Here is a 23,704-nt window from a genome sequence, read left to right on the forward strand (position 1 = left end):
GGGCGGACACGTCTTTAGCCCGCAGCCACTGCGGGAAGAATAATCACACCTGGAGTCATGCTCGCCATGCAACGCCGTCAGTTTCTCAAGACCGTGGGCGTCGGTGCCGCCGCCGGCGCCACCGCCCCCTTTATCTCCACGGCCAGCGCCCAGGAGATCATCACCTGGGACATGGTGACCTCCTGGCCGAAGAACTTCCCGGCGCTGGGGACCGGGGCCAACGACTTCGCCGAGCGCATCGAGCGGATGTCCGGGGGCCGCATGAAGATTCGCGTGCACGGCGCCGGCGAACTGGTCCCGGCCCTGGAGGTATTCGACGCGGTGGGGCAGGGCACCGCCGAACTGGGTCACTCCGCCTCCTACTACTGGCGTGGCAAGACCCTGGCCGCCCAGTTCTTCACCGCCGTGCCCTTCGGCATGACCACCACCGAGACCAATGCCTGGCTCTACCACGGCGGCGGTCAGGAACTCTGGGACGAGGAGTACGCCAAGCACAACCTCAAGCCCTTTCCGGTGGGCAACACCGGCACCCAGATGGCCGGCTGGTTCAAGAAGGAGATCAATACGCTTGCCGACATGCAGGGCCTCAAGCTGCGGCTGCCGGGGCTGGCCGGTGAGGCGATGAACCGCATCGGCGTGACCACCGTGAACACCCCCGGGTCCGAGATATTCACCTCCCTGCAGACCGGCGTGCTGGACGCGGCCGACTGGGTCGGTCCCTACAACGACCTGGCCTTCGGCCTGCACCAGGTGGCTCAGTACTACTACACCTCGGCCTGGAACGAGCCCAGCGCCGTGCTCGAGGGGATGGTCAACCTGGATGCCTGGAACGCCCTGCCCGATGACCTGAAGGCCGTGGTCAGCGAGGCGGCCATGGCCTCCAACCTGGCGATGAGCAGCGAGTTCGCGGTGCGCAACGCCGAGGCCCTCGAGACCCTGGTCGACGAGCACGGCGTCGAGCTGCGTACCTTCCCCGAGGAGGTGCTGGTGGCGCTCCACGACGCCGCTCGGCAGGTTCTCGAGGAGCAGGTGGAGAAGGACGAGGCGTCGCGCCGGGTCTACGACTCCTACACCGCCTTCCAACGGAAGGTGCGTCGCTTCACCGACGTGGGCGAGTTTGCCTACCTGAAGACCCGCGAGAAGGTCGGCGCCTGACGCTGCGCTCGAGCGGTCGCAGCACCCAGGCCAGGCGCACGGCCGGAGGCGCCCAGCTGGCGCCTCCGGCCTGCACCGAGGGACGACGAGGGCCGATCCGCGAGAGGCGACTCAGGCTTCTTGGCGCACGCCGCGGATACGCCCGTTCTCGTCCAGGGCGACCATCACGAAGCGCGCCTCGGTGACCTTGTGCAGCTCCTGGGGATCGCGCTCGTGGGGCGCGCGAATCCACACCTCCACGTCGATCTTGATCGAGCTGTGGCCGATCTCGCTGACCCGGGTGAAGATGTTCACCATGGAGCCCACCCGTACCGGGCAGAGGAAGTCCATGGCCTCGATGGCCACGTTGGCCGTGCGGCCCAGGGCCTCGCGGCCGGCGGCCACCTCGGCGGCCTCGTCCATGCGGGCGACCAGCCAGCCGCCGGGAATGTCGCCGTGCAGATTGGTATCCTGGCGGCTGGCCAGCAGCTTGAGGGTCAGCTGGCCCTGCGGGGCGGGGGTATCGTCGATGTCTGTCATGGCGGGCGTTTCGACTCGCATTGTTGTTGTGGGGGCATCGATGGGGTGGCGGTGTTCATCGGTGCACCATGGTATACGCCGAGGACCCGGCTTCACCACCGTGGCGGCGCGACATCCTGCCGCCGGCCGCGATCTCCCTGCAGCCTTACCTTCACCTTCGCGCTTCGAGGAGCCGTCATGCCCGTCGTCCTGTCCCGCCGTCTGATCCCCTGGCTGCTGCTGATCGCGTGCTGCGTGACTATGGTTCAGGTTCAGGCCCAGACGCCGGATCGGGCCGAGACGCAGCCTCGGTTCGGGACGCGCGGCCAGGTCGAGGAGATCGCCGGGACCCTGGGCACGATGGGCTCCGATACCATGGCGGGACTGATGTTGCGCTGGGGGGAGGCGCTGGCGCGCCGCCATCCCGGCATTCGCCTGCAGCTGCAGGCCAGCGGCTCGGCCAGCGCGCCACCGGCGCTGGTGGCCGGGACCACCCGGCTGGGGCCGATGTCTCGCCCCATGAGCGACGTCGAGCACCGCGCCTTCGTCGCGCGCCACGGTTATCCGCCGCGGGAGCTCACGGTGGCCCGCGACGCCCTGGTGGTGGTGGTGCACCGTCACAATCCCCTCGCGGGCCTGGGGCGCCGCGAGCTGGATGCCGTCTTCTCCGACACGCAGCGCTGCGGAGCGCCGGGGGCGATCCGCGACTGGCAGGCGCTGGGGCTCGATTGGCCCGAGGGGCGCATCCGCCTCCACGGCCGCAACGCGGCCTCCGGCACCCAGGCGCTATTTCGGCGGGTGGCGCTCTGCGACGGCTTCTTCCGTCCGGCGGTCAACGAGCACCCCGGCTCGGCCGCGGTGGTGGCGGCGGTGGCCGAGGATCCGCGAGCCATCGGCTATGCCGGCCTCAATCACCTGACACCGGGCGTCCGGGCCATGGCTTATCGCGATGATGACGGAACGCTTCGCGCCCCCGATCCCGAGGCGGTGCGTCGCGGTGACTATGCCCTGTCGCGCGATCTCTACCTCTACCTCAACCTGCCGCCCGGCGAGGCGCTGCCGGCCCCTGAACGCGCCTTCATCGACCTGGTGCTCTCGCCAGAAGGCCAGGCCATCGTCGAGGAACTCGGCTTCGTCGCCCTGCCCGAGGCGCAGCGACGGCGCCAGCGCCGCGCGCTGGCGCTAGAGGTTGGCGGTTGACGCTGTCATCCCCTTGTCATCACCGTGTCGTACTCTTTCGTTAGCCCTCGTCTTCTTCAGGTCCGGTCATGCTCGACTCCCCCCCGCCGACTGCCGTGCGACGCCGCCTGCGTCAGGGGCGTGATCGCCTAGCCACCGCGCTGATCACCGCCGGTGGCATCGGCGTGATCGCCGCGCTGCTGGCCATCGGGATCTTCCTGGCGGTGGAGGTGGTGCCGCTGTTCTGGCCGACGGGGGATTCGAGTGCGATCCGTCCCGAGGCGCTCTGGGGTGTCGGAGAGGGTGCCGGCGAGGCCGCCGATGAGGCCATCCGCCATCGCTGGGCGCCCACGGCCAGCCTGACGCCGGGCGAGACGCCGCGGATCAGCCTCGCGCCGCTGGCCTGGGGGACCCTGGAGGCGGCCGCCTGGGCGCTCGCGATCGCCGTGCCCCTGGCGCTGGGGGCGGCGGCCCACTCGTCGCTCTTCATGTCCCGGCGGCTGCGCAGCCGCCTGAAGCCCACGCTGGAGCTGATGGAAGCGCTGCCGGGCGTGGTCGTCGGCTTCGTCGCCGGCCTGGTGCTGGCGCCCTGGGTCGAGCGTCATCTGGCCGAGGTCGTCGCCTGCCTGGTGCTGCTGGTGCCGGGGCTGCTGCTGGCCGGCGGGCTGCGCTCGCGGCTCCCCGCGCCCTGGCGCGAGGCCCTGCCGCTGGGCTGGGCCGGCCTGTGGCTGGTGCCCTGGCTGGCGCTGGTGCTGGCTGCGTCCGTGTGGCTCGCTCCCTGGCTCGAGGCCGTCGCGTTCGACGGTGACCTGCGCCGCTTCCTGGAGCTGCGCCTGGGGCTCGATATCGCCGTGCGCAATGCCCTGATCGTCGGCGCGGCGATGGGCTTCGCCGTGATGCCCAGCGTCTACGCGTTGGCCGAGGACGCCCTCTCGGGAGTGCCGGCGAGCTTGGCGGAGGGCGCCCAGGCGCTGGGGGCGACTCGCTGGCAGACTCTCTGGAGGGTGGTGCTGCCCGCGGCCTCGCCGGGCATTTTCTCGGCGGTGATGATCGGCGCCGGGCGGGCCGTCGGCGAGACCATGATCGTGCTGATGGCCAGCGGCAATGCGGCCCTGATGACCCTGAACCCGCTGGACGGCCTGCGCTCCCTGGCGGCGACCATCGCCATCGAGCTGCCGGAGGCCGGCCCCGGGGGCATGCACTATCAGCTGCTGCTGTTGGCGGCCCTGGCACTTTTCGTCTTCACCTTCCTGGTCAATACCCTGGCCGAGCTGGTGCGCACGCGCCTGCGCCGCCGCTATCAGCGGTTGGGAGGCGGTTCATGAGGGCCGGATCATGAGGGAAGCGTCATCTCGCCGACTGCGCCTGCCCCGCGGTGAAGGCGCCGGCGCCTGGCTCTGTGCGGGCAGCGTGGCGCTCTCGCTGCTGGCGCTGCTGGCGCTGCTGGCGCTCTTGACCGTGCGCGGCCTGGGACACTTCTGGCCGTCGCCCGTCGAGCTGGTGGTGCTCGAGGATGGCCGGCAGCTCGCCGGCGAACGGATCCGCGAGGTGCCGCTTGCACGGGGCGACGGCGTCGAGCGGCTCTATCGCACCGGCAACCGCGACCTGGATGGCGATCGCTGGGCCTGGGTGAGGGTTGCGGCCATCGAGGCGGTGAGCCATCCCGCGGATCTGGTGGTGCTGGAGCGCCGCCGCTGGGGCCAGGCGATCGGCCGGCTGGCGGCGTTTCAGGCCGCCAGTGGCCAGCGGATCGAGGGGGAGGCCGCCTGGGCGGCGCTGGAGGCGCGCCTCGACGAGCTGACCGCGCTGCGCGACGCCCGCGACCGCCTGCGCGAAGAGGTGATCCTGCCCCTCGCCGCGCGACGCGGGGACGAGGGCTTGGCGGACGGCGAGCTCACAGCGGCCCATGGCCGCCTGCGCGAGCTGCAGGCGGCCATGGCGGGAGGGCGCCTGATCCTGGAGTCCGCCGACGGCGATTCGCTGTCGGTCCCGCTTGAGCAGGTGCTCGGCGCGCGTCGCCCCAACGCCATGTCGACGCTCGACAGGCTCGCCGCCTGGGGCGAGGGCGTCTGGCGCTTCCTCTCCGAGGGGCCGCGGGCGGCCAACACCGCCGGCGGCGTCTGGCCGGCGATCTTCGGCACCGTGCTGATGGTCATGCTGATGTCGATCCTGGTGACGCCTTTCGGCGTGCTGGCGGCGATCTACCTCAACGAGGTGGCCCACCAGGGGCGGCTGACCCGGCTGGTGCGCATCGCCGTGCGCAACCTCGCCGGCGTGCCCTCCATCGTCTACGGCGTCTTCGGCCTCGGGGTCTTCGTCTACGGGATCGGCGGTCGCCTGGACCGCTGGTTCTTCGAGGCGTCCCTGCCCTCGCCGACCTTCGGTACCGGCGGGCTGCTGTGGGCCTCCCTGACCCTGGCGCTGCTGACCCTGCCGGTGGTGATCGTGGCCACCGAGGAGGGGCTGGCGCGGATTCCCGACCAGCAGCGCGAGGGCGCCCTGGCACTGGGCGCGACCCGGCTGGAAATGCTCTCCCGGGTGGTGCTGCCGATGGCCGCCCCGGCCATGCTCACCGGGGTGATCCTGGCCGTGGCCCGTGCCGCCGGCGAGGTCGCGCCGCTGATGCTGGTGGGCGTCGCCAAGCTGGCGCCCCAGGTGCCGGTGGACGGCGACTTTCCCTTCCTGCATCTTGAAAGGAAGTTCATGCACCTGGGCTATCACATCTTCGACGCCGCCTTCCACGGTGGCGATGTCCAGGCCGCGATGCCGCTGGTCTATGCCACGGCGCTGCTGCTGGTGCTGGTGATCCTGGTGCTTAACCTGACCGCAATATTTCTGCGTCATCATCTCAGTACGCGTCACGGGGCGCTCACGCGTCGATGAGCCCTCAAGCGCGGCGCCACCCGGGAGTCTCGATGCCACTCGTGAAGGAACAGCGCTCGTCGCCCGACTCGGCGGCGATCATCGACTTTCCCCCCGAGGCCAGCAGCCTGGCCATCCGGGGGATGAGTCTCGCCTATGGCGACAAGCAGGCGCTCAACGACCTCACGCTGAGGGTGCCGCGGCATCGTGTCACCGCCTTCATCGGACCCTCGGGCTGCGGCAAGTCGACCCTGCTGCGGGTGCTCAATCGTCTCCACGACCTCAACGACGAGGTGGTGCGCGAGGGGGAGGTACTGCTCGAGGGGGAGGACATCCACGCCCCCGGGGTGTCGGTGGCGGAGCTGCGGCGGCGGGTGGGCATGGTGTTCCAGTCGCCCAACCCCTTCCCGATGTCGATCCACGACAACGTGGCCTTCGGGCTGCGCCTGCAGGGCGGCCTGAGCAAGCGCAAGCGCGACGACATCATCGAGTGGGCGCTGCGCTCGGCGGCGCTGTGGGACGAGGTGAAGGATCGGCTGCGCGCCTCGGCCTGGTCGCTCTCTGGCGGCCAGCAGCAGCGCCTGGTGATCGCCCGCACCCTGGCGGTAGGCCCCGAGGTGCTGCTGCTCGACGAGCCGGCCTCGGCGCTCGACCCGATCTCGACGCTGAAGATCGAGGAGCTGATCCGCAACCTGAAGTCGCACCTGACCCTGGTGCTGGTCACCCACAACATGCAGCAGGCGGCGCGGGTCTCTGACTACACCGCCTTCCTGCAGCACGGGGAGCTGGTCGAGTACGCGCCCACCGATACCCTGTTCACCAATCCGCGCCTGGCGCGCACCGAGAACTACATCACCGGGCGCATGGCCTGACGGCCGGCCCCAAGGAGAGATCCCATGGACATTACCAGCGATATCCACAGCCAGCATATCTCGCGGCAGTTCAACCAGGAGCTCGACGAGCTCAAGACGCACCTGATGGCCATGGGCGGCCTGGTCGAGAAGCAGGTCCAGGACGCCGTGGGCGCCCTGCTCGACCGCGACTCGGAACTTGGCCAGCGGGTGGTCGACAACGATCGCGCCGTCAACGACATGCAGATCAAGATCGACGAGGAGTGCACCCAGGTGCTGGCGCGGCGCCAGCCCACCGCCTCGGACCTGCGCCTGGTGCTGGCGGTGATCCGTGCCGCCTCCGACCTGGAGCGCATCGGCGACGAGGCGAGCAAGATCGCGCGCAACGCCATCGACCTGATCGAGTCCGACAGCGGCAACCGCGGCTTCGTCGAGGTGCGCATGATCAGCGAGCACGTGCGCCGCATGGTGCGCGATGCCCTGACCTCCTTCGCGCGCCTCGACACCGAGCTGGCGCTGAAGCTGGTCCACGAGGACGACGAGGTCGATAACGAGTACGGCAGCGCCATGCGCTCGCTGATGACCTTCATGATGGAGGACGCCCGCTCGATCTCGCCGGTGCTCAGCGTGATGTGGATCCTGCGCGCCCTGGAGCGCATCGGCGACCACGCCAACAATCTGGCCGAGTACGTCGTCTACCTGGTCAAGGGGCTCGACATCCGCCATACCGACCCCGAGGATCTCGACAAGGACATCTTCGAGCGCGACTCTTGACCTCGTCCCTGGCTTGACCCTCAATGCGCAGGCCGCCGCCCCTCGGGTGGCGGCCTTCACGTGCTGATGAGGACTGTCCGGATGCTCAATGCCCTGACCGCGCTGACCCGCGGCACCCGCCTGGTCTACTCTCGCGGCCTGCGCCGCTACGTGTTCCTGCCGATACTCGTCAACCTGCTGGTCTACGGCGCCATGCTCGGCTATGTGGTGGGCAACTTCGGTGGCTGGCTCGACGGCTGGATGGCCATGGTGCCCGAGTGGCTCTCCTGGCTATCGTGGCTGATCTGGCCGCTGTTCGTGGTGAGCCTTGTGCTGATCGTCTTCTTCACCTTCACCCTGGTGACCCACTTGATCGCCGCGCCCTTCTACGGCTTCCTGGCGGCGCGGGTGGAGGTCGAGGTGACCGGGCGGCCGCCGCTGGATGACCGGGGGCTTACGAAGACCGCCGTGGACGCCATGGGTCGCGAGCTGGTCAAGCTGGCCTACATCCTGCCGCGCATGGCGCTGCTCTTCGTGCTGAGCTGGATCCCGGTGCTCAATCTGATCGCGCCGCTGCTGTGGGCGGCCTTCACGGCCTGGATCATGGCGATCACCTACCTCGACTACCCGATGGACAACAACAGGGTCAGCTTCCGCGACATGCGCCAGCGCCTGGGCGCGCGCCGCTGGCCGACCCTGACCTACGGCGGCTGGGTGACCCTGATTACCTGGCTGCCCCTGGCCAACCTCTTCCTGCTGCCCGGCGCCGTGGCCGCCGCGGTGCTGATGTGGGATCGCCACTATCGCGGCCTGGAAACCGCCATCCCGCCTCAGGCGCGCTGAGTCTGCGGCGTCTCCTGCAGTCGACCGGCGGGGAAGACGCAGCGGAAGGTGGCGCCGCGGCCGGGGCGGGAGTCGATCTCCAGGCGGGCGTCGTGGCGCAGCAGCACGTGCTTGACGATGGCGAGCCCCAGGCCGGTGCCGCCGGTGGCGGTGCTTCTGCCCTTGTCGACGCGATAAAAGCGCTCGGTGAGGCGCGGCAGGTGTACCGGATCGATGCCCTCGCCATCGTCCTGCACCTCCAGGCAGGCGCCGTCTCCCTGGGTCCGCCAGCGCAGCACGATGTGACACCCGTCGCCTGAGTAGCGCACGGCGTTGAAGGCCAGGTTGGAGAGCGCGCTGCGAACCTCCTTCTCGCTGCCGATCAGGGTCTGGGACGTCTCGCTCTCCACCGAGATGACGTGGCGTCCGCCGGAGAGCGCCTCGGCATCACGACGCACCGCCTCGAGCAGCGTCGCCATGTCGAGCGGGCCATCGTGGCGGCCGCCCCGATCGATCTCCAGGCGCGACAGCAGCAGCAGGTCATCGACCAGGTTCTGCATGCGCTCGGTCTGGGCCTGCATGGACGCCAGGCCGCGGCCCAGGCGGGACGGCAGCGCCTCGGCCATGTCGGTGTAGGTCTCCAGGTAGCCGGCAAGCACCGTCAAGGGCGTTCTCAGCTCATGGGAGACATTGGCCACGAAGTCGCGGCGCATCTGCTCCAGGCGGTGCAGGCGGGTGATGTCGCGGGCCATCACCAGGCGCTCGTCGTCGCCGTAGAGGGTGATCTGGAACTGCAGGATGGTCGCCTCGTCGATGGGCGAGGCCAGGGTCAGCGGCTCACGGTAGTCGCGGCCGTGGAAGTAGTCGACGAAGCGCGGGTCGCGCAGCAGGTTGGTGATGTGCTGGCCGCGGTCCTGCTGGGGCTGGAAGCCGAGCATCTGTTCGGCGGCGCTGTTCCACCACTCCAGGTCGCCGTGACGGTCGAGCATCACCACGCTGTCGCGCATCGCCTCCGACGACTCCTGGATGCGCTGCAGGGTCGCGCGCAGGCGCTGCTGGGTGATTCGCTGGCTCTTCTGGTAGCGATAGAGGCGGTCAAACAGCTCGCCCCACAGGCCGCTGGCGGCGGGCGGCTCCTCCTGGGGGCGATGGGTCAGCCACTGGTGGAGGGCGTGAAGCTGGCGCAGGTGGAAGGCCAGGCAGAGCGCGAGGCCGGCGGCGATGCCGGTCGGGATGGCGGCGAAGGGCCAGCCGAGCAGGGCGCCGGCGGCGACCAGGGCCGCCAGGCGCCAGCATTCGTGTCTCCAGAGGCGACCCACGTCAGCCCTTGGCGGAGAACCGGTAGCCGGTGCCACGCACGGTCTGGATCAGCTGGTGGTAGGGCTCGCCCAGCGCCTTGCGCAGGCGGCGGATGTGCACGTCCACGGTCCGCTCCTCGACATAGACGTTGCCGCCCCAGACCTGATCGAGCAGCTGGCCGCGGGTGTAGGCGCGCTCCTGATGCGTCATGAAGAACTGCAGCAGTCGGTACTCGGTGGGGCCCATCTCAAGCGACTGGCCGTCGACGCTGACTCGATGGCTGACCGGATCGAGGAGCAGGCCGTCGATCTCCACCGCGTCCTCGACGCCCTGGGGGGTGGCGCGGCGCAGCACCGCCTTGAGGCGTGCCACCAGTTCCCGCGGCGAGAAGGGCTTGGTGATGTAGTCGTCGGCCCCGGCCTCGAGACCCTGGATCTTGTTATCCTCCTCACCCTTGGCGGTGAGCATGATGATCGGCAGGTCGGCGGTGGCCTCCTCACGCTTGAGGCGGCGGGCCAGCTCGATGCCGCTGGTGCCGGGCATCATCCAGTCGAGCAGCACCAGGTCGGGCTGGTGGTCGACCACCATGGCGTGGGCCGCCTGGGCACTGTCCGCCTCGAGGACGCGATAGTCGGCCATCTCCAGCGCCACCGCGATCATCTCGCGGATCGGCGCCTCATCGTCGACGATCAGTACGGTCTTGGCGCTCATCCCGAAGCCTCATGGTCAATGTCAGGTCGATGACGATGACAACACGTCATGATGACAATAGCGTGACAGGTACGGCCTGTCGCCGGCTCAGCCGCCCTGCTTATCCGCCAGGTCCCGCCGGCCACAGCGAGAGCGCGATGCCGGCGAAGGCCACCAGGCCCGACCAGTGGTTGTTGAGAAAGGCCTGGAAGCAGCGGTCGCGATCGCGTTCGCGGATCAGCCGCTGCTGGTGCACGAAGGTCGCCGCCATGGCGGCGAGTCCCAGCCAGAAGAAGCCCCCTAGTGCGAGCAGGGCCCCGGCCCAGGCCAGCAGCGCCAGGGTCAGGCCCTGCAGCAGGCCGATCATCAGCCGGTCGGCGCGGCCGAAGAGCACCGCGGTGGACTTGATGCCGATCTTCAGATCGTCGTCGCGGTCGACCATGGCGTACTCGGTGTCGTAGGCCACCGTCCAGGCCACGTTGGCGGCGAACAGCAGCCAGGCGACCGGCGGCACCGTGCCGAGAACCGCCCCGAAGGCCATGGGGATCGCCCAGGAGAAGGCCGCGCCGAGAAAGGCCTGGGGCAGGTGGGTGTAGCGCTTCATGAAGGGGTAGATGGCGGCCAGGGCCACACCCACCACCGAGAGCATCACCGTGAAGAGGTTGGTGAAGCAGACCAGCACGAAGGCCGACATCACCAGGATCGCGAAGAGCCCCTGGGCCTCTCCCTCGGCGATGCGGCCGGTGGCCAGGGGGCGGTTCTTGGTGCGCTTGACGTGGCCGTCGAGGTGGCGGTCGGCGTAGTCGTTGACCACGCAGCCGGCGGCGCGCATCAGGTAGACCCCGACGATGAAGATCAGCAGCACCCGGCGTCCGGGGAGCCCCTCGGCGGCGATCCACAGTGCCCAGAGGGTGGGCCACATCAGCAGCCAGGTGCCGATGGGGCGGTCCAGCCGGGTCAGGTGCAGAAAGTCGGGCAGTCGCGCCAGGCCCCTGGGGCGCATCAGGGATCGATCCATCTGGGTCTCTCGCTTATATAGGCGTGCCGGCAGAGCCTAGCGTGAAGGGAGCCCGAGGTCATCCATCATGCTGTCAAGGAAATACTCCTGGACCAGCACGGCGAAGCGCCGGTGGCGAAATACCGAGCGGCGCGCCCAGGGGCCGCGGGCGGCGGGAAAGGACGCCGGATGGTCGGCGACCTCCAGGGGACCGCGGACCAGGTCGGGCTGTCGGAACAGCCAGCTGCCCAGTGAGCGCTCGCCCAGGCCCTCGAGGCGCTGGCCGTGCAGCCCGTCCAGGGGCACCACCGAGCGGGCCATGACCCAGGGACGCTCGTCCAGGCACAGCGCCACCTCGCGCAGCCAGGCCAGACGCGTGTGGGGCAGCCCCAGGGCCAGGGCCTCGTCGCGATGGGGGCGGCCGAGGCGCTGGTCCAGCAGGCGCACCCGGAAGTCGCGCTGGCCCCCGGCGGCGACCAGCCGGGCGGTGAGCGAGTCGCGGGAGGCGACCCAGCGCCACCAGTCGGGGCTCATGGCGGGGCGTGCCGCCGCCAGGGGACGCCAGCGTGGATCGCTTCCCGGGCCGTTGCTCACCGTGTCTCTCCGCGTCGATTTCGAGGGCGGCTAGTGTACCATGTCGAGTCGACACGCTTTCCCGCGACGGGCCGCCCCGGCCCCCGACTCGAGGAGTTCCATGACCGCCCCCCTGACCATCATCGGCTCCGGCATGGCGGGTCTCGGACTGCTGCGTCAGCTGCACCAGCTCGACCCCGCGCGACCGATGACCCTGATCACCGCCGACAGCGGCGACGACTACTCCAAGCCGTTGCTCTCCACCGGCTTCGCCAAGCGCCTCCCGCCGTCGCGCCTGGCGGCGCGCTCGGCTCTCGAGGTGGCCGACGAGCTCGGCGCCGTGGTGCGCACCCATACCCGGGTCGAGGCGATCGACGCCACGGCCCGGACGCTGACGATCGGCGCCGAGACCCTGTCCTGGAGCGAGCTGGTGCTGGCCACCGGCGCGGCGCCGGCGTGGCCCTTCACGCTGCCCGAGGCCGTCGACGAGCGCGTCTTCAGCGTCAACGACCTGGACGACTACCGCGCCTTCCATGTGGCCCTGGCGGCGCTCGGCCGGCCGGCTAGGGTGGCGGTCATCGGTATCGGCCTGGTGGGATGCGAGTTCGCCAACGACCTCGCCGCGGGCGGACACGCGGTGGAGCTGGTGGCGCCGGAACCGGCCCCCTTGCCGCGGCTGATCCCCGAGACGCTGGGCCACGCCCTGGGCGAGGCCTTCCGCGAGGCCGGAATGGCCCTTCACACCGGGCGCACCCTGGTCCGGCTCGAGGCCGAGGGCGATGGGGTCGCAGTGGAGCTCGACGACGGCGCGTCACTCTCGGCCGACCTGGTGCTGGTGGCCACCGGACTCAGGCCGCGCACCGCGCTCGCCGAGTCGGCCGGGCTCGCGGTCAGCCAGAGCGGCATCCACACCGACCGCCGGCTGGCGACCTCGGCGCCCGGCATCCACGCCCTGGGCGACGTGGCCTGCGTCGACGGGGTCAATGCCATGTACGTCCAGCCGCTGCTGGCCAGCGCCAAGGCCCTGGCGCGGACCCTGACCGGCACGCCCACCTCGGTGGCCTACGGCCCCTGGCCGGTGCTGGTCAAGACGCCGCTGCTGCCGGTGGTGGCGCTGCCCCCCGCCCGCGCGCCGGCGCGCTGGCGCCTCGAGGGAGAGGGCCGCGACCTGACGGCGCTGGCCGAGGACGAGGCGGGACGGCTGATCGGCTTTGCGTTGACAGGGCGCTGCGTGCGTCGGAAAGTCGAACTGGCGCGAGCCGCGCCGCCGTTGCTAGGCTAGGCTCGTCAACCACCGGGCCTCGCGCGGTCATCGAGTCGCGGCGCCATCGTCATGAGCACGATGGAGGGCGGGCGCGTGATGCGCTGACGGGTCGTATGAAATAATCATCCAGTCGGCGACGAACGCCGGCATTTCGATGCCAATATCAGGAGGGCTGTATGCGCAAGCCAGAACTCGCCGCGGCGATTGCCGAGCGTGCTGATCTATCCAAGGACAAGGCCAGCCAGGTGCTCAACGTCATTCTCGACGAGATCACCGGGAGCGTCTCTCAGGGACAGGATGTCTCGCTGATCGGCTTCGGCACCTTTACCGTGCGCGAGCGTGCCGCGCGCACCGGCAAGAACCCCCAGACCGGCAAGCCGCTGACCATCCCGGCCAGCAAGACCGTCGCCTTCAAGCCAGGCAAGGGCCTCAAGGACGCCGTCGGTAAATAAGGCGCTGCGGCCCGCAAAAACGCGGGCCGCGTGATTCCCCCTCCCTCCGGATCCGGAGCCGATATGAAGCTGCAATTGATGCTGTGGCTGCTCGGGCTGATGCTCAAGCGCGCCCTGCGCCGCAAGCCGCGGTTTCGCGAGCTGCTCGGCGAGATGCACGGCCTTGATTGGGGCATCGCCACCGAGGATCTGTCCATCGCCCGGCACTACTGCATGTCACCCGGCGGCATTCGCGCGGGCCGGGGCCTACCGGTGGATCTCGATCTCGAGCTGCGCTTCGCGGACGAAGCCACGGCGCTCAGGGTCCTCAAGAAGCCGACCCAGCAGGCCTTCCTCGACGGCATGATGGGGGGCACCGTGCGCCTGGTCGGCGACTCCGGCGACCTCAAGAAGCTGCAGCGCCTGCTCAAGCACCTCTAAGCGCTCAGCCACAGGCGTCGAGCTACAAAGGCACCCCTTCTAGCTTGCTCCGACGATATATCCTGCTTGACCGCTTGACCGCTTGACCGCTTGACCGCTTGACCGCTTGACCGCTTGACCGCTTGACCGCTTGACCGCTTGACCGCCGTCACACCTGTCCGTAACGACCCGCCTGCTCGCCGAGCCAGCGACGAATCAGCGGCTGGCTGGCCTCGGGGTGGCTCGCCAGCAGGGCCTCGGCCAGGGGGGCGATGCGCTCCAGCAGGTCGGCGTCGCGCTCCAGGTCGGCAACCTTCATGTGCGCGAGCCCCGTCTGGCGGGTACCGAGCACCTCGCCGGGCCCGCGGATCTCCAGGTCCTTCTCGGCGATGCGAAAACCGTCGGTGGTCTCGCGCATCACGGAAAGCCGCTCCCGGGAGTGGGCCGATAGCGGCGGATGGTAGAGGAGCACGCAGAAGCTCTCCACGGCCCCGCGCCCGACCCGGCCGCGTAGCTGGTGCAGCTGCGAGAGCCCCAGCCGCTCGGGGTTCTCGATGATCATCAGGCTGGCGTTGGGCACGTCGACCCCTACCTCGATCACCGTGGTGGCGACCAGAAGGTCCAGCTCGCCTGCCTTGAAGGCCGCCATCACCGCGGCCTTGTCGGCGGGCTTCATGCGACCGTGGACCAGGCCGATGGAGAGCTCCGGCAGGGTCTCGGTGAGCTCGTCCCGGGTCGCCTCGGCGGCCTGGCATTGCAGCGCCTCGGACTCCTCGATCAGCGTGCAGACCCAGTAGGCCTGGCGCCCCTCGGCGCAGGCGTGGCGGATGCGCGCCATCACCTCGGGGCGGCGCTCGTCGGGCATCACCACCGTCTTCACCGGGGTGCGACCGGGGGGCAGCTCGTCGATCACCGAGACGTCCAGGTCGGCGTAGGCGCTCATCGCCAGGGTGCGCGGGATCGGCGTGGCGGTCATCACCAGCTGGTGGGGCGTGAGGCCGCCGGCCTCGCCTTTCTCACGTAGGGCCAGGCGCTGATGGACGCCGAATCGGTGCTGCTCGTCGATGATGGCGAGCCCCAGGCGCTGGAAGTGCACGTCACCCTGGAAGAGCGCGTGGGTGCCCACCACCATGCGCGCCCGGCCATCGCTGATCGCTGCCTTGGCGTCCAGGCGTGCCTTGCCCTTGAGCTTGCCCGAGAGCCAGGCCACCTCGATGCCCAGCGGCTCGAACCAAGCACTGAAGGTGCGATAGTGCTGCTCGGCCAGTATCTCGGTGGGGGCCATCATCGCCGCCTGGCAGTCGGCGGCGATGGCCGAGAGCGCCGCCATGGCGGCGACCACCGTCTTGCCGGAGCCCACGTCGCCCTGCACCAGCCGCAGCATCGGCACCTGGCGCGCCAGGTCGGCGGCGAGCTCGTCGAGCACCCGGCGCTGGGCGCCGGTCAGCGAGAAGGGCAGCTGGGTCAGGAAACGCGCCTGCAGGCTACGCCCGCCGTGAAGGGCCGGGGCACCGTCCTCCTGGATGCGCTGGCGCACCTCCTGCAGGCTGAGCCGATGGGCGAGCAGCTCCTCCAGGGCCAGGCGTCGACGCGCCGGATGATGGCCGCCGGCCAGCTGTTCCGGGTCGGCCTCCGGCGGCGGGCGGTGCAGGGTATCCAGGCAGTGGTGCAGCCCGGGCAGGCCGAAGCGCCGGCGCAGTGGCTCGGGGATGCCGTCCGGCAGGGCCTCGGGGTCGGCGTCCAGGCGCGCCAGGGCCTGATCGATCAGCGCCCGCAGCCGGGTCTGGTGTAGCCCCTCGGTAGCTGGATAGATGGGCGTCAGATGATCCTCTACCGGAGCGTCGCCGCCGCTCAGCAGGCGATACTCCGGATGGTAGAGCTCGAGCCCGGTGGCGCCGGCGCGGGCCTCGCCGAAGGCGCGCACCCGGGCGCCGGCCTGGAACTGCTGCTGCTGGGCGGGGGAGAAGTGGAAGAAGCGCAGGCTGAGGATGCCGGAGCCGTCGAGCAGGCGCACCAGCAGGCTGCGCCGCCGCCCGTGTACCACCTCGCCGGCCACTACCTCGCCCTCCACCACCGCCTCGTGCCCGGCACTCAGGGTGGCGATGGGGGTGATCCGGGTGCGGTCCTGATAGCGCAGCGGCAGGTGGAACAGCAGGTCGGCGACGCGCTCGATGCCCAGCCGGGCGAGCTTCCCGGCCAGCGCCTCGCCGACCCCCTTGAGGTCCGTGACGGGGGCATCGAGCTCGCTCATGCCGGGTCGAGCTCGGCCTGCCGGCAGTGCGCGATGGCGTCGGTGACGGCATCGATGGCCCGCGGCCGCGGAAAGCTGGCGCGCCAGGCGATGGCCACGGTGCGCGAGGGTGCCGGGGCGCTGAAGGGCCGGCTCACCAGCATGCCGCGCTCGTAGTGTCCGGTGCCGATGGCCGAGCGCGGCAGCACGGTGATGCCGAGCTTCGAGGCCACCATGTGGCGGATGGTCTCCAGCGACCCTCCCTCGGCGGTGAGGGTGTTGGAAGGGCTCGCGAGCTGGTGGCTGATGGCCGGACAGGCCTCGAGGATCTGGTCGCGGAAGCAGTGTCCCTCGCCGAGCAGCAGCAGGCGCTCCTCCAGCAGGTCCTCCTTGTCGATGCTCTCGCGCTCGGCCCAGCGGTGGTCGGCCGGCAGCAACACCTCGAAGGCCTCCTCGTAGAGCGGCTTGGTGACCACGTCGGTCTCGGTGAAGGGCAGCGCGATGATGATGGCGTCCAGCTCACCGCTTCTGAGCTTGCGGCGCAGGTTGCCGGTGAAGCCCTCCTCGATGTAGAGCGGCATCTGGGGGGCCTGTTTGGAGAGCTCCGGGATCAGGTAGGGGAAGAGGTAGGGGCCGATGGTATAGATAGCGCCGATGCGCAGCGGGCTCGCCAGCTGGTCGCGGCCGGCGGTGGCCAGCTCCTTGATCACGCTGCTCTGCTCCAGCACGCGCTGGGCCTGCTCGACGATCCGCTCCCCCATGGGGGTGACCTGCACGGTGGATTTCGAGCGCTCGAACAGCGCCACGCCGAGCTCCTCCTCGAGCTTCTTGACGGCCACCGACAGGGTCGGCTGGGAGACGAAGCAGCGCTCCGCGGCGCGTCCAAAGTGGCGCTCCTGAGCCAGTGTCACGATATAGCGGAGTTCTGTTAGAGTCATGTGGTGCCGGCAGGCATCCTCTTCTAAAGCGGGTGACGGTCGAAGGCGATCATGCCCGATAGGATGGGACACAATAATGCCAATAGGGACTTTTTATCAGGGGGTGGGGCAAAGGTGAAGAAGACGACGACACTGATTCTCGGTTGCGGCGACATCGGCAAGGCGCTGGGGCACGAGCTGCTCGAGGCCGGACACCGCGTGGTCGGGGCGCGCCGCCATCCCCAGGCGCTTGAGGGCAGCGGCCTCGAGGCCGTGGCGGTCGACCTCGCCGACCCGGCCACCCTTCCGAGGCTGCCCGACGCCGACACCCTGGTCTACGTGGTCAGCGCCGATCGCTTCGAGGAGGAAGCCTATCGCGCCGCCTATCCCGACGGCCTGAAGGCCGTGCTCCAGGAGTTCGCCGGCCGTGACCGGCCGCCGCAGCGCGTGTTCTTCGTCTCCTCGACCAGCGTCTATGCACAGCGCGACGGCGAGCTGGTCGACGAGGAAAGCCCCGCCGCGCCGTCCGGCTTCTCGGGCACCCTGATGTGTGAGGCCGAGCGGGCGCTGATCGACCACGACCTGCCCGGCACCGTGGTGCGCTTCTCGGGGATCTACGGTCCCGGTCGCGACCGCCTGATTCGCCAGGTCGGCGAGGGGCGCATCGCGCCGGCGAGTCCCGTGATGTACTCCAACCGCATCCACCGCGACGACTGCGCCGGAGCGCTTGCGCACCTGATCGGCCTGTCGCTCGCCGGCACCCCGCTCGAGCCGCTCTATCTCGGCAGCGACTGCGAACCGGCACCGCTCAACGAGGTGATGGCCTGGATCGCCAGGCAGCTCAAGGTCGAGGCCACCGAGAATATCCAGTCCCCCCTGCGCCGCCGCGCCAGCAAGCGCTGCGACAACGCGCGCCTGCTCGAGAGCGGCTATCGCTTCCGCTATCCGAGCTTTCGCGAGGGCTATGCCCAGGTGCTGAAGGCGGGAGGCTTCCTGTCCGAGAAGGCATGACGGGCCGGCGGCCCGATCAGGACGCCATTTCAGGAGAGCGGCGAGCGGGCGAGGGTCTGGTAGCGGGCGCCGTCCTGATCGGTGAAGGAGCGCAGCAGCGCGACCCGCCGGTAGGGCCAGGCGAGATCCGGCGGCGACAGCCCCGCGGTCTCCAGTCGACGGGCCCGACGCAGCAGCGTCACGTGAGGGATGAAGCGCGACGGTCGGCCCGTGAAGCCCTGCGGCTCGAGGTCCCGCCACAGAGACGCCTGGAGATTCACCAGCGCCCTGTCGGGCATCTGGCTTCCCACCCAGAGGATGCCCGGGCGGCGAAAGGCGCCCCAGGCGTCCAGGCGCCACTTCCCTTCGGGCACGTCCAGTCCTTCTACCCAGGTCGAGAGCTCCTCGGCCCTTTCCTCGCTGACCTCGCCGAGGAAGGCCAGGGTCAGGTGCAGGCTGTCATCGGGCACGCGCCGCCCTCCACAGCGGGCATGGGCCCGCTCGGCGAGTTCGCCGAGCCGCCGGCGCAGGGCCGGCGGCGGCATCAGGGCCAGGAAGAGGCGCATGCCGGAGGATCAGGCGATAGGGATCAGTCGCCGATGACCAGCACGGCCTCCGCCTCGACCAGCGCGCCCTTCGGCAGCGCCTTCACGCCCACCGCGGCACGCGCCGGGAAGGGCGCCTTGAAGAACTCCTCCATCACCTGATTGACCACCGCGAACTGACCCAGGTCGACCAGGTAGAGGTTGACCTTGACCACGTCCTGCAGGGTGCCGGCGGCCTCCTCGCAGACGGCCTTGAGGTTGGCGAAGACCTGGCGCGCCTGGGCCTCGAAGTCGTCGGAGACGATCTCCATGCTGGTCGGGTCCAGGGGGATCTGGCCGGAGATGTAGACGGTGTTGCCGGCCTTGATGGCCTGGGAGTAGGGGCCGATGGCGGCGGGTGCCTGGTCGGTGTTGATCACGGCCTTGTTGCTCATGATGGTGCTCCTCGTGACGTTGTTGGTGTTCTGCGTGTCGATAACATCAACGCCCCACCCGCCGCCGACGGCGACGGGTGGGGCGTCGTTGGATCAGTTGCCGAGTCGGGTGATGCGTCCCACGTGAGACAGGTTGCGCAGGCGCTTGATGATGCGCGCCAGGTGCACGCGGTTGCGGACCGACAGGATCAGGTTGACGATCGACAGCCGCGCGTCGCGCTCCTCGATGTCGATGCTCTCGATGTTGGCGCCGGCGTCGGTGATCAGGGCGGCGAGCTCTGCCACCAGGCCGCGGCGGCTCTCCATCTCCAGGCGCAGGGCCGCGGGGAAGTCCTCGTCGATGTCGGCGGACCACTCCAGGGCGAACAGCTTGTCGGGATCATCGCGCAGGTCGCCCAGGTTGCGGCACTCGGCGCGGTGCACGACGATGCCCTTGCCCACCGAGAGATGCCCGAGCACCGGGTCGCCGGGCAGCGGTCGGCAGCAGCGCGCGAACTTGATCACCATGCCCTCCGCTCCGCTGATCTGGATCGGCTGATGGGGAAGCGGCGTCTGCCCTGCGGGCGCGCCCGACTCGCCGGGTTCGTCCTGCAGCAGGCCGACCAGCCGGCGGGCCACCACGTGGGCGACGCGGGTGCCGAGCCCGATGGACTCCAGCAGCGGCGCCTCGTGCTTCAGCGCGTGCTCCTCGAGCAGGCGGTCGAGCACGCCCTCGGGCAGCTCCTCCAGGCTGGTCTCGAATCGGGCCAGGGCCTTGTTGAGCAGGCGGCGGCCTAGCTGGACCGCCTCGGTCTGCTGCTGGTGCTTGAGGGCGTGGCGGATCGCCGAGCGCGCCTTGGCGGTGATCACGAAATTGAGCCAGGCCAGGTTGGGCCGCGCGCCGGGGGCGGTGATGATCTCCAGGGTCTGGCCGCTCTCGAGTCGGGTGGATAGCGGGGCCAGGTGGCGGTCGATGCGACAGGCGATGCAGCTGTTACCGATGGCGGTGTGCACGCTGTAGGCGAAGTCGATCACCGTGGCGCCCTGGGGCAGCTCCATGATGTCGCCCTTGGGCGTGAACACATAGATGTCGTCGGGGAAGAGGTCGTTCTTGACGTGCTCGATGAACTCCAGCGAGTCCCCGGCGTGGCGCTGCATCTCCAGCAGGCCCTTGACCCAGGCGCGTGCCCGGGCATGGCTGCCCTGGGCGATGGGGTGGTCGGTCTGGCCGGCCTTGTAGAGCCAGTGGGCGGCGACGCCGTTGTTGGCCAGGGCCTCCATCTCGCGAGTACGGATCTGCACCTCGATGGGCATGCCGCCACGCCCGAACAGGGTGGTGTGCAGGCTCTGGTAGCCGTTGGCCTTGGGGATGGCGATGTAGTCCTTGAAGCGCCCCGGCACCGGCTTGTAGAGATTGTGGACCACGCCGAGGATGCGATAGCAGCTGTCGACGTCCTCGGTGATGATGCGAAACCCGAAGACGTCCATGATCTCGGCGAAGGACTTGCGCTGATCGCGCATCTTGCGATAGATCGACAGCAGGTGCTTCTGGCGGCCGATCACCGTGCCGGTCAGGCCCTCGTCGTCGAGGCTCTGCTGCAGGTTGCTCTGGAGCTGGCGGATCGTCGAGCGGCGATGGCCCCGGGCGCTGGAGACGGCGCGCTTGATGCGCTCGGCACGCATCGGGTAGAGGGCCTGGAAGGAGAGGTCCTCGAGCTCGATGCGGATGGTGTTGATGCCCAGCCGGCTGGCGATGCGGGCGTAGATCTCCAGCGTCTCGCGGGCGATGCGGCGCTTCTTCTCGGGACGCAGGGCGCCCAGGGTGCGCATGTTGTGCAGCCGGTCGGCGAGCTTGACGATAATTACCCGGATGTCGCGCGACATCGCCAGCACCATCTTCTGGAAGTTCTCGGCCTGGGCGACCGCCTTGTCCTCGAAGGTGATCTGGGTCAGCTTGGAGACGCCGTCGACCAGCTCGGCCACTGGGTCGCCGAACTGTCGGGCCAGGGCCTTCTTGGCGACGCCGGTGTCCTCGATCACGTCGTGGAGCATGGCGGCCATCAGGCTCTGATGGTCCATGTGCATGTTGGCGAGGATGTTGGCGACCGCCAGGGGGTGGGTCACATAGGGCTCGCCGGAGCGACGGCGCTGGCCGTCGTGGGCCTGCTCGGCATAGTAGAAGGCACGCCTGACCTGCTGGATCTCGTCCTTGGGAAGATAGCCGCCGAGTCGATCGGCCAGGTCATCGATGGTGAACATGCGGCGCGCCCTGAATGCTGCGTGATGGCTCTGCGGACAGAGGGGAAGCGCTCCTGCGTCGGAGCGGCAGGATCACTCCTCGGGGTGGCTGCCCGGCTCGAACTCGGGGCGCACGCGCACCGGTGCCGCCTCGACGGGCTCGTCAAGCACGCTGGAGTCGACCTTGCCGGCGGCGATCTCGCGCAGCGCCATCACGGTGGGCTTGTCGTTTTCCCAGGGCAGCAGGGCGTCACGAGAGCCCCGCGCCAGCTGGCGGGCACGGTGAGTGGAGATCATCACCAGCTTGAAGCGATTTTCGACGTTTTCGAGACAGTCTTCGACGGTGACACGTGCCATGGATGCCTTCCTGCAATGTAAGAATAAGGTACCGACGGGCAATGCCCGGGCGGCGTAGAAACGCCCCGGGACATCCACCGACAGGTAGACCGGATAGATTACTCGACGCCCGGTTGCCCTGACAAGCGCCTCGGTCAGGGCCCGGAGGCGCCGCGACGAAGCGGGGACTCAGTCCAGCAGGGCCGCCAGCAGCGGGGCGTGATGCTCGCTGACCCGCTCGAGGGTCAGGCGTCGCGCGATCACCAGCGACTGCAGTTCGCGCAGGGCCGTGGTGAAGTCGTCGTTGATCACCAGGTAGTCGTACTCGTCGTGGTGGGTCATCTCGTCCACCGCGTCGCGCATGCGCCGGGCGATGATGGCGTGTTCATCGGTACCGCGGCCGGCGAGGCGGCGCTCCAGCTCCTCCCGGGAGGGCGGCAGGATGAACACCGAGACCGCGTCGGGCAGCTGCGCTCGTACCTGGCGGGCGCCCTGCCAGTCAATCTCCAGGATCACGTCCTGGCCGGCGGCGAGCATCGCCTGCACGGCGCTGCGCGAGGTGCCGTAGTAGTTGTCGAACACCCGGGCGTACTCGAAGAAGTCGCCCTGCTCGACCATCGCCTCGAAGCTCGGCACCTCCACGAAGTGGTAGTTGACGCCGTCGACCTCGCCCTCGCGGCGCTCGCGGGTGGTGTGCGAGACCGAGACCTGGATGCCATCGAGGCTTTCGATCAGTTCGCGCACCAGGCTGGTCTTGCCGGCGCCGGAGGGAGCGGAAACGATGAAGAGCGTACCTTGGGCCATGAGCGGGGGTCTCTGACGGTGGAACGACGCCTTGGAGGCGACTGAAAGGGCGCAGTATCGCACACAATGACGCCGCGTCTGTAGCCGCTGCGGCGCGATGGACTGGATCGGTTCGATCGGTAGCGCAGGCCGCGCCGTCCTCTGGAATAATGGCGCCCCTTCGCGCGCCGCCCTATGGCGGCGCCATCACTTTCTCAGGGAGCGCGGCATGCCCACGGACGCTTTTCGTCCCCGATCGACCCCTCGCCTGGCCGAGCTGGCCCTGGCGCTGGGGGGCTTTGCCATCGGCACCACTGAATTCGTGATCATGGGCCTGATGCAGCGCATCGCCGACGACTATGGCATCGCGGTTCAGGAGGTGGGCCTCGCCATTAGCGCCTACGCCCTGGGAGTGGTGGTCGGTGCACCGCTGATCTCGGCGGTCGGCGCGCGGATTCCCCGCCGTCGGCTGCTGATCGGCCTGATGGTGCTATTCGCGGCCAGCAACCTGCTGACCCTGCTGGCGCCCTCCTTCCAGGGCTTCGTCGCCCTGCGCTTCATCGCCGGGCTGCCCCACGGCGTCTACCTGGGCGTGGCGGCCCTGGTGGCCGCCAACGTCGCCGAGCCCCACGAGCGGGGCCGTGCCGTCGGACGAGTGCTGGCGGGCCTGACCCTGGCGATACTGGCCGGGGCGCCGCTGGCCACCTGGATCGGAGGCCTCGCGGGCTGGAAGGCGGCCTTCGTGCTGGTGGGCGCCCTGGGGCTTTGCACCGCGCTGCTGGTGCGGCTGTGGGTGCCGGTGCAGCCGCCGAATGATGGCGCCTCCCTGCGCTCGGAGCTCTCGGCGATCACCCGGCCGCGGGTGCTCTACACCCTGGCCGTGGCCTGTGTGGGCTTCGCCGGCATGTTCAGCGTGTTCAGCTATGCGATGCCGACCCTGACTCATCAGGCCGGCATGCCCGAGGCGCTGGGGCCGCTGGTGTTGGCGACCTTCGGGGTGGGCGCGGTCATCGGGAATTACGCGGGTGGACGGTTGGCCGACATCCACCAGAGCCGTGCCATCGGCGGCGCCCTGGTCTGGGCGGCTTTCTGCCAGCTGGGCTTCTTCCTGGCCGCCGATCAGATCTGGAGCGGCATGCTGTTCGTGGGCCTGGTGGGCACCTGTGGCGCCCTGGTGCCGCCGCTGCAGACCCGGCTGATGGATGTCGCCGGCGATGCCCAGACCATGGCCGCGACCCTCAACCACGCCGCCTTCAACATCGCCAATGGCCTCGGCGCCTGGCTGGGTGGCCTGGCGGTGACGGTGGGGCTGGGCTGGTCGGCCACGGGTCTCGTGGGCATGGCCATGGCGCTGGCCGGCCTTTCGATCTTCCTGATCGCCCTGGCGCGAGAGCGTACGACGCAGGTGCCTGCCTGATCCTGAGCCAGCCTGATGCGGCGCCGATCTTATGAGGACAA

At 69.5% G+C, this 23,704-nt stretch carries 24 protein-coding genes; 12 read left to right on the forward strand and 12 right to left on the reverse strand.

All coding sequences use genetic code 11. The features are described 5' to 3' along the window. The first annotated feature begins 66 nt into the window (after positions 1-66). Positions 67-1,155 (forward strand): TRAP transporter substrate-binding protein, encoded by a 1,089-nt coding sequence (locus tag RSO68_RS06525; protein WP_315585869.1) that lies wholly within the window; start codon positions 67-69, stop codon positions 1,153-1,155. A gap of 111 nt (positions 1,156-1,266) precedes the next feature. Here RSO68_RS06525 and RSO68_RS06530 read toward each other — a convergent pair whose 3' ends face one another. Further along, complete coding sequence (locus tag RSO68_RS06530; RefSeq protein ID WP_089851200.1) at positions 1,267-1,674, reverse strand: acyl-CoA thioesterase; 408 nt, start codon at positions 1,672-1,674, stop codon at positions 1,267-1,269. A 177-nt stretch (positions 1,675-1,851) separates the two neighbouring features. On the opposite strand from RSO68_RS06530, the gene RSO68_RS06535 reads away from it, so the two are divergent. The 6 genes from RSO68_RS06535 (at position 1,852) to cysZ (ending at position 8,141) form a co-directional block, all read left to right on the forward strand. After that, positions 1,852-2,853, forward strand: coding sequence for a phosphate ABC transporter substrate-binding protein (locus RSO68_RS06535; RefSeq protein ID WP_315585870.1), 1,002 nt, complete (start codon positions 1,852-1,854; stop codon positions 2,851-2,853). A 68-nt stretch (positions 2,854-2,921) separates the two neighbouring features. Next, positions 2,922-4,157 carry an ABC transporter permease subunit gene (locus RSO68_RS06540; RefSeq protein ID WP_315585871.1) on the forward strand — a complete coding sequence of 412 codons (1,236 nt, stop codon included), beginning with the start codon at positions 2,922-2,924 and terminating at the stop codon, positions 4,155-4,157. 10 nt (positions 4,158-4,167) lie between these two features. Further along, positions 4,168-5,715 (forward strand): phosphate ABC transporter permease PstA, encoded by a 1,548-nt coding sequence (pstA, locus tag RSO68_RS06545; RefSeq protein ID WP_315585872.1) that lies wholly within the window; start codon positions 4,168-4,170, stop codon positions 5,713-5,715. A gap of 32 nt (positions 5,716-5,747) precedes the next feature. After that, complete coding sequence (pstB, locus tag RSO68_RS06550) at positions 5,748-6,566, forward strand: phosphate ABC transporter ATP-binding protein PstB (RefSeq protein WP_315585873.1); 819 nt, start codon at positions 5,748-5,750, stop codon at positions 6,564-6,566. A gap of 24 nt (positions 6,567-6,590) precedes the next feature. After that, the gene (gene phoU, locus RSO68_RS06555; RefSeq protein WP_315585874.1) at positions 6,591-7,319 is read left to right on the forward strand and encodes a phosphate signaling complex protein PhoU; all 729 of its coding nucleotides are present in this window, start codon (positions 6,591-6,593) and stop codon (positions 7,317-7,319) included. A gap of 81 nt (positions 7,320-7,400) precedes the next feature. Further along, positions 7,401-8,141, forward strand: a complete 741-nt coding sequence (gene cysZ / locus RSO68_RS06560; RefSeq protein ID WP_315585875.1) for a sulfate transporter CysZ — start codon at positions 7,401-7,403, stop codon at positions 8,139-8,141. Here cysZ and phoR read toward each other — a convergent pair. The 4 genes from phoR to RSO68_RS06580 form a co-directional block, all read right to left on the reverse strand. Then, positions 8,129-9,439, reverse strand: a complete 1,311-nt coding sequence (gene phoR / locus RSO68_RS06565; RefSeq protein ID WP_315585876.1) for a phosphate regulon sensor histidine kinase PhoR — start codon at positions 9,437-9,439, stop codon at positions 8,129-8,131. The two genes, cysZ and phoR, sit on opposite strands and share 13 nt — an antisense overlap. A gap of 1 nt (position 9,440) precedes the next feature. After that, complete coding sequence (gene phoB / locus RSO68_RS06570; protein ID WP_315585877.1) at positions 9,441-10,130, reverse strand: phosphate regulon transcriptional regulator PhoB; 690 nt, start codon at positions 10,128-10,130, stop codon at positions 9,441-9,443. 100 nt (positions 10,131-10,230) lie between these two features. After that, complete coding sequence (gene ubiA, locus RSO68_RS06575) at positions 10,231-11,127, reverse strand: 4-hydroxybenzoate octaprenyltransferase (protein ID WP_089851217.1); 897 nt, start codon at positions 11,125-11,127, stop codon at positions 10,231-10,233. A gap of 36 nt (positions 11,128-11,163) precedes the next feature. Continuing rightward, positions 11,164-11,640 carry a chorismate--pyruvate lyase family protein gene (locus tag RSO68_RS06580; protein ID WP_089851249.1) on the reverse strand — a complete coding sequence of 159 codons (477 nt, stop codon included), beginning with the start codon at positions 11,638-11,640 and terminating at the stop codon, positions 11,164-11,166. A 160-nt stretch (positions 11,641-11,800) separates the two neighbouring features. On the opposite strand from RSO68_RS06580, the gene RSO68_RS06585 reads away from it, so the two are divergent. From RSO68_RS06585 to RSO68_RS06595, 3 genes are all read left to right on the forward strand, one after another. After that, complete coding sequence (locus RSO68_RS06585; RefSeq protein ID WP_315585878.1) at positions 11,801-12,961, forward strand: FAD-dependent oxidoreductase; 1,161 nt, start codon at positions 11,801-11,803, stop codon at positions 12,959-12,961. Between the two features lie 158 nt (positions 12,962-13,119). After that, positions 13,120-13,395, forward strand: coding sequence for an HU family DNA-binding protein (locus RSO68_RS06590; protein ID WP_089851221.1), 276 nt, complete (start codon positions 13,120-13,122; stop codon positions 13,393-13,395). A gap of 63 nt (positions 13,396-13,458) precedes the next feature. Continuing rightward, the gene (locus RSO68_RS06595; RefSeq protein WP_315585879.1) at positions 13,459-13,815 is read left to right on the forward strand and encodes a hypothetical protein; all 357 of its coding nucleotides are present in this window, start codon (positions 13,459-13,461) and stop codon (positions 13,813-13,815) included. 148 nt (positions 13,816-13,963) lie between these two features. On the opposite strand, the gene recG is transcribed toward RSO68_RS06595, so the two are convergent. After that, positions 13,964-16,045: an ATP-dependent DNA helicase RecG gene (gene recG / locus RSO68_RS06600; RefSeq protein WP_315585880.1), complete on the reverse strand. Its 2,082-nt coding sequence runs from the start codon at positions 16,043-16,045 to the stop codon at positions 13,964-13,966. Continuing rightward, positions 16,042-16,962: a hydrogen peroxide-inducible genes activator gene (locus tag RSO68_RS06605; RefSeq protein ID WP_315585881.1), complete on the reverse strand. Its 921-nt coding sequence runs from the start codon at positions 16,960-16,962 to the stop codon at positions 16,042-16,044. Before RSO68_RS06605 ends, recG begins: the two co-directional genes overlap by 4 nt. A gap of 114 nt (positions 16,963-17,076) precedes the next feature. Here RSO68_RS06605 and RSO68_RS06610 point away from each other — a divergent pair, with 114 nt between their 5' ends. Further along, a complete protein-coding gene (locus RSO68_RS06610) occupies positions 17,077-17,952 on the forward strand; it encodes an SDR family oxidoreductase (protein ID WP_390882393.1) in 876 nt (291 codons plus the stop codon). Positions 17,953-17,981: 29 nt separating this feature from the next. On the opposite strand, the gene thpR is transcribed toward RSO68_RS06610, so the two are convergent. The 5 genes from thpR to gmk form a co-directional block, all read right to left on the reverse strand. Continuing rightward, entirely contained in the window at positions 17,982-18,497 is a 516-nt protein-coding gene (gene thpR / locus RSO68_RS06615; RefSeq protein ID WP_315585882.1) for an RNA 2',3'-cyclic phosphodiesterase, read from the reverse strand. Positions 18,498-18,520: 23 nt separating this feature from the next. After that, on the reverse strand, positions 18,521-18,910 hold the full coding sequence (locus tag RSO68_RS06620; RefSeq protein WP_089851234.1) for a RidA family protein: 390 nt from the start codon (positions 18,908-18,910) through the stop codon (positions 18,521-18,523). 93 nt (positions 18,911-19,003) lie between these two features. Beyond that, positions 19,004-21,148 carry a RelA/SpoT family protein gene (locus RSO68_RS06625; RefSeq protein ID WP_089851236.1) on the reverse strand — a complete coding sequence of 715 codons (2,145 nt, stop codon included), beginning with the start codon at positions 21,146-21,148 and terminating at the stop codon, positions 19,004-19,006. 72 nt (positions 21,149-21,220) lie between these two features. Beyond that, complete coding sequence (gene rpoZ, locus RSO68_RS06630) at positions 21,221-21,484, reverse strand: DNA-directed RNA polymerase subunit omega (RefSeq protein ID WP_089851239.1); 264 nt, start codon at positions 21,482-21,484, stop codon at positions 21,221-21,223. 168 nt (positions 21,485-21,652) lie between these two features. After that, the gene (gmk, locus tag RSO68_RS06635; RefSeq protein WP_315585883.1) at positions 21,653-22,267 is read right to left on the reverse strand and encodes a guanylate kinase; all 615 of its coding nucleotides are present in this window, start codon (positions 22,265-22,267) and stop codon (positions 21,653-21,655) included. A 208-nt stretch (positions 22,268-22,475) separates the two neighbouring features. On the opposite strand from gmk, the gene RSO68_RS06640 reads away from it, so the two are divergent. Next, positions 22,476-23,663: an MFS transporter gene (locus tag RSO68_RS06640; RefSeq protein ID WP_315585884.1), complete on the forward strand. Its 1,188-nt coding sequence runs from the start codon at positions 22,476-22,478 to the stop codon at positions 23,661-23,663. Positions 23,664-23,704: the final 41 nt, after the last annotated feature.

It is taken from the genome of Halomonas saccharevitans (assembly GCF_032333995.1).
GTDB lineage: Bacteria > Pseudomonadota > Gammaproteobacteria > Pseudomonadales > Halomonadaceae > Halomonas > Halomonas saccharevitans.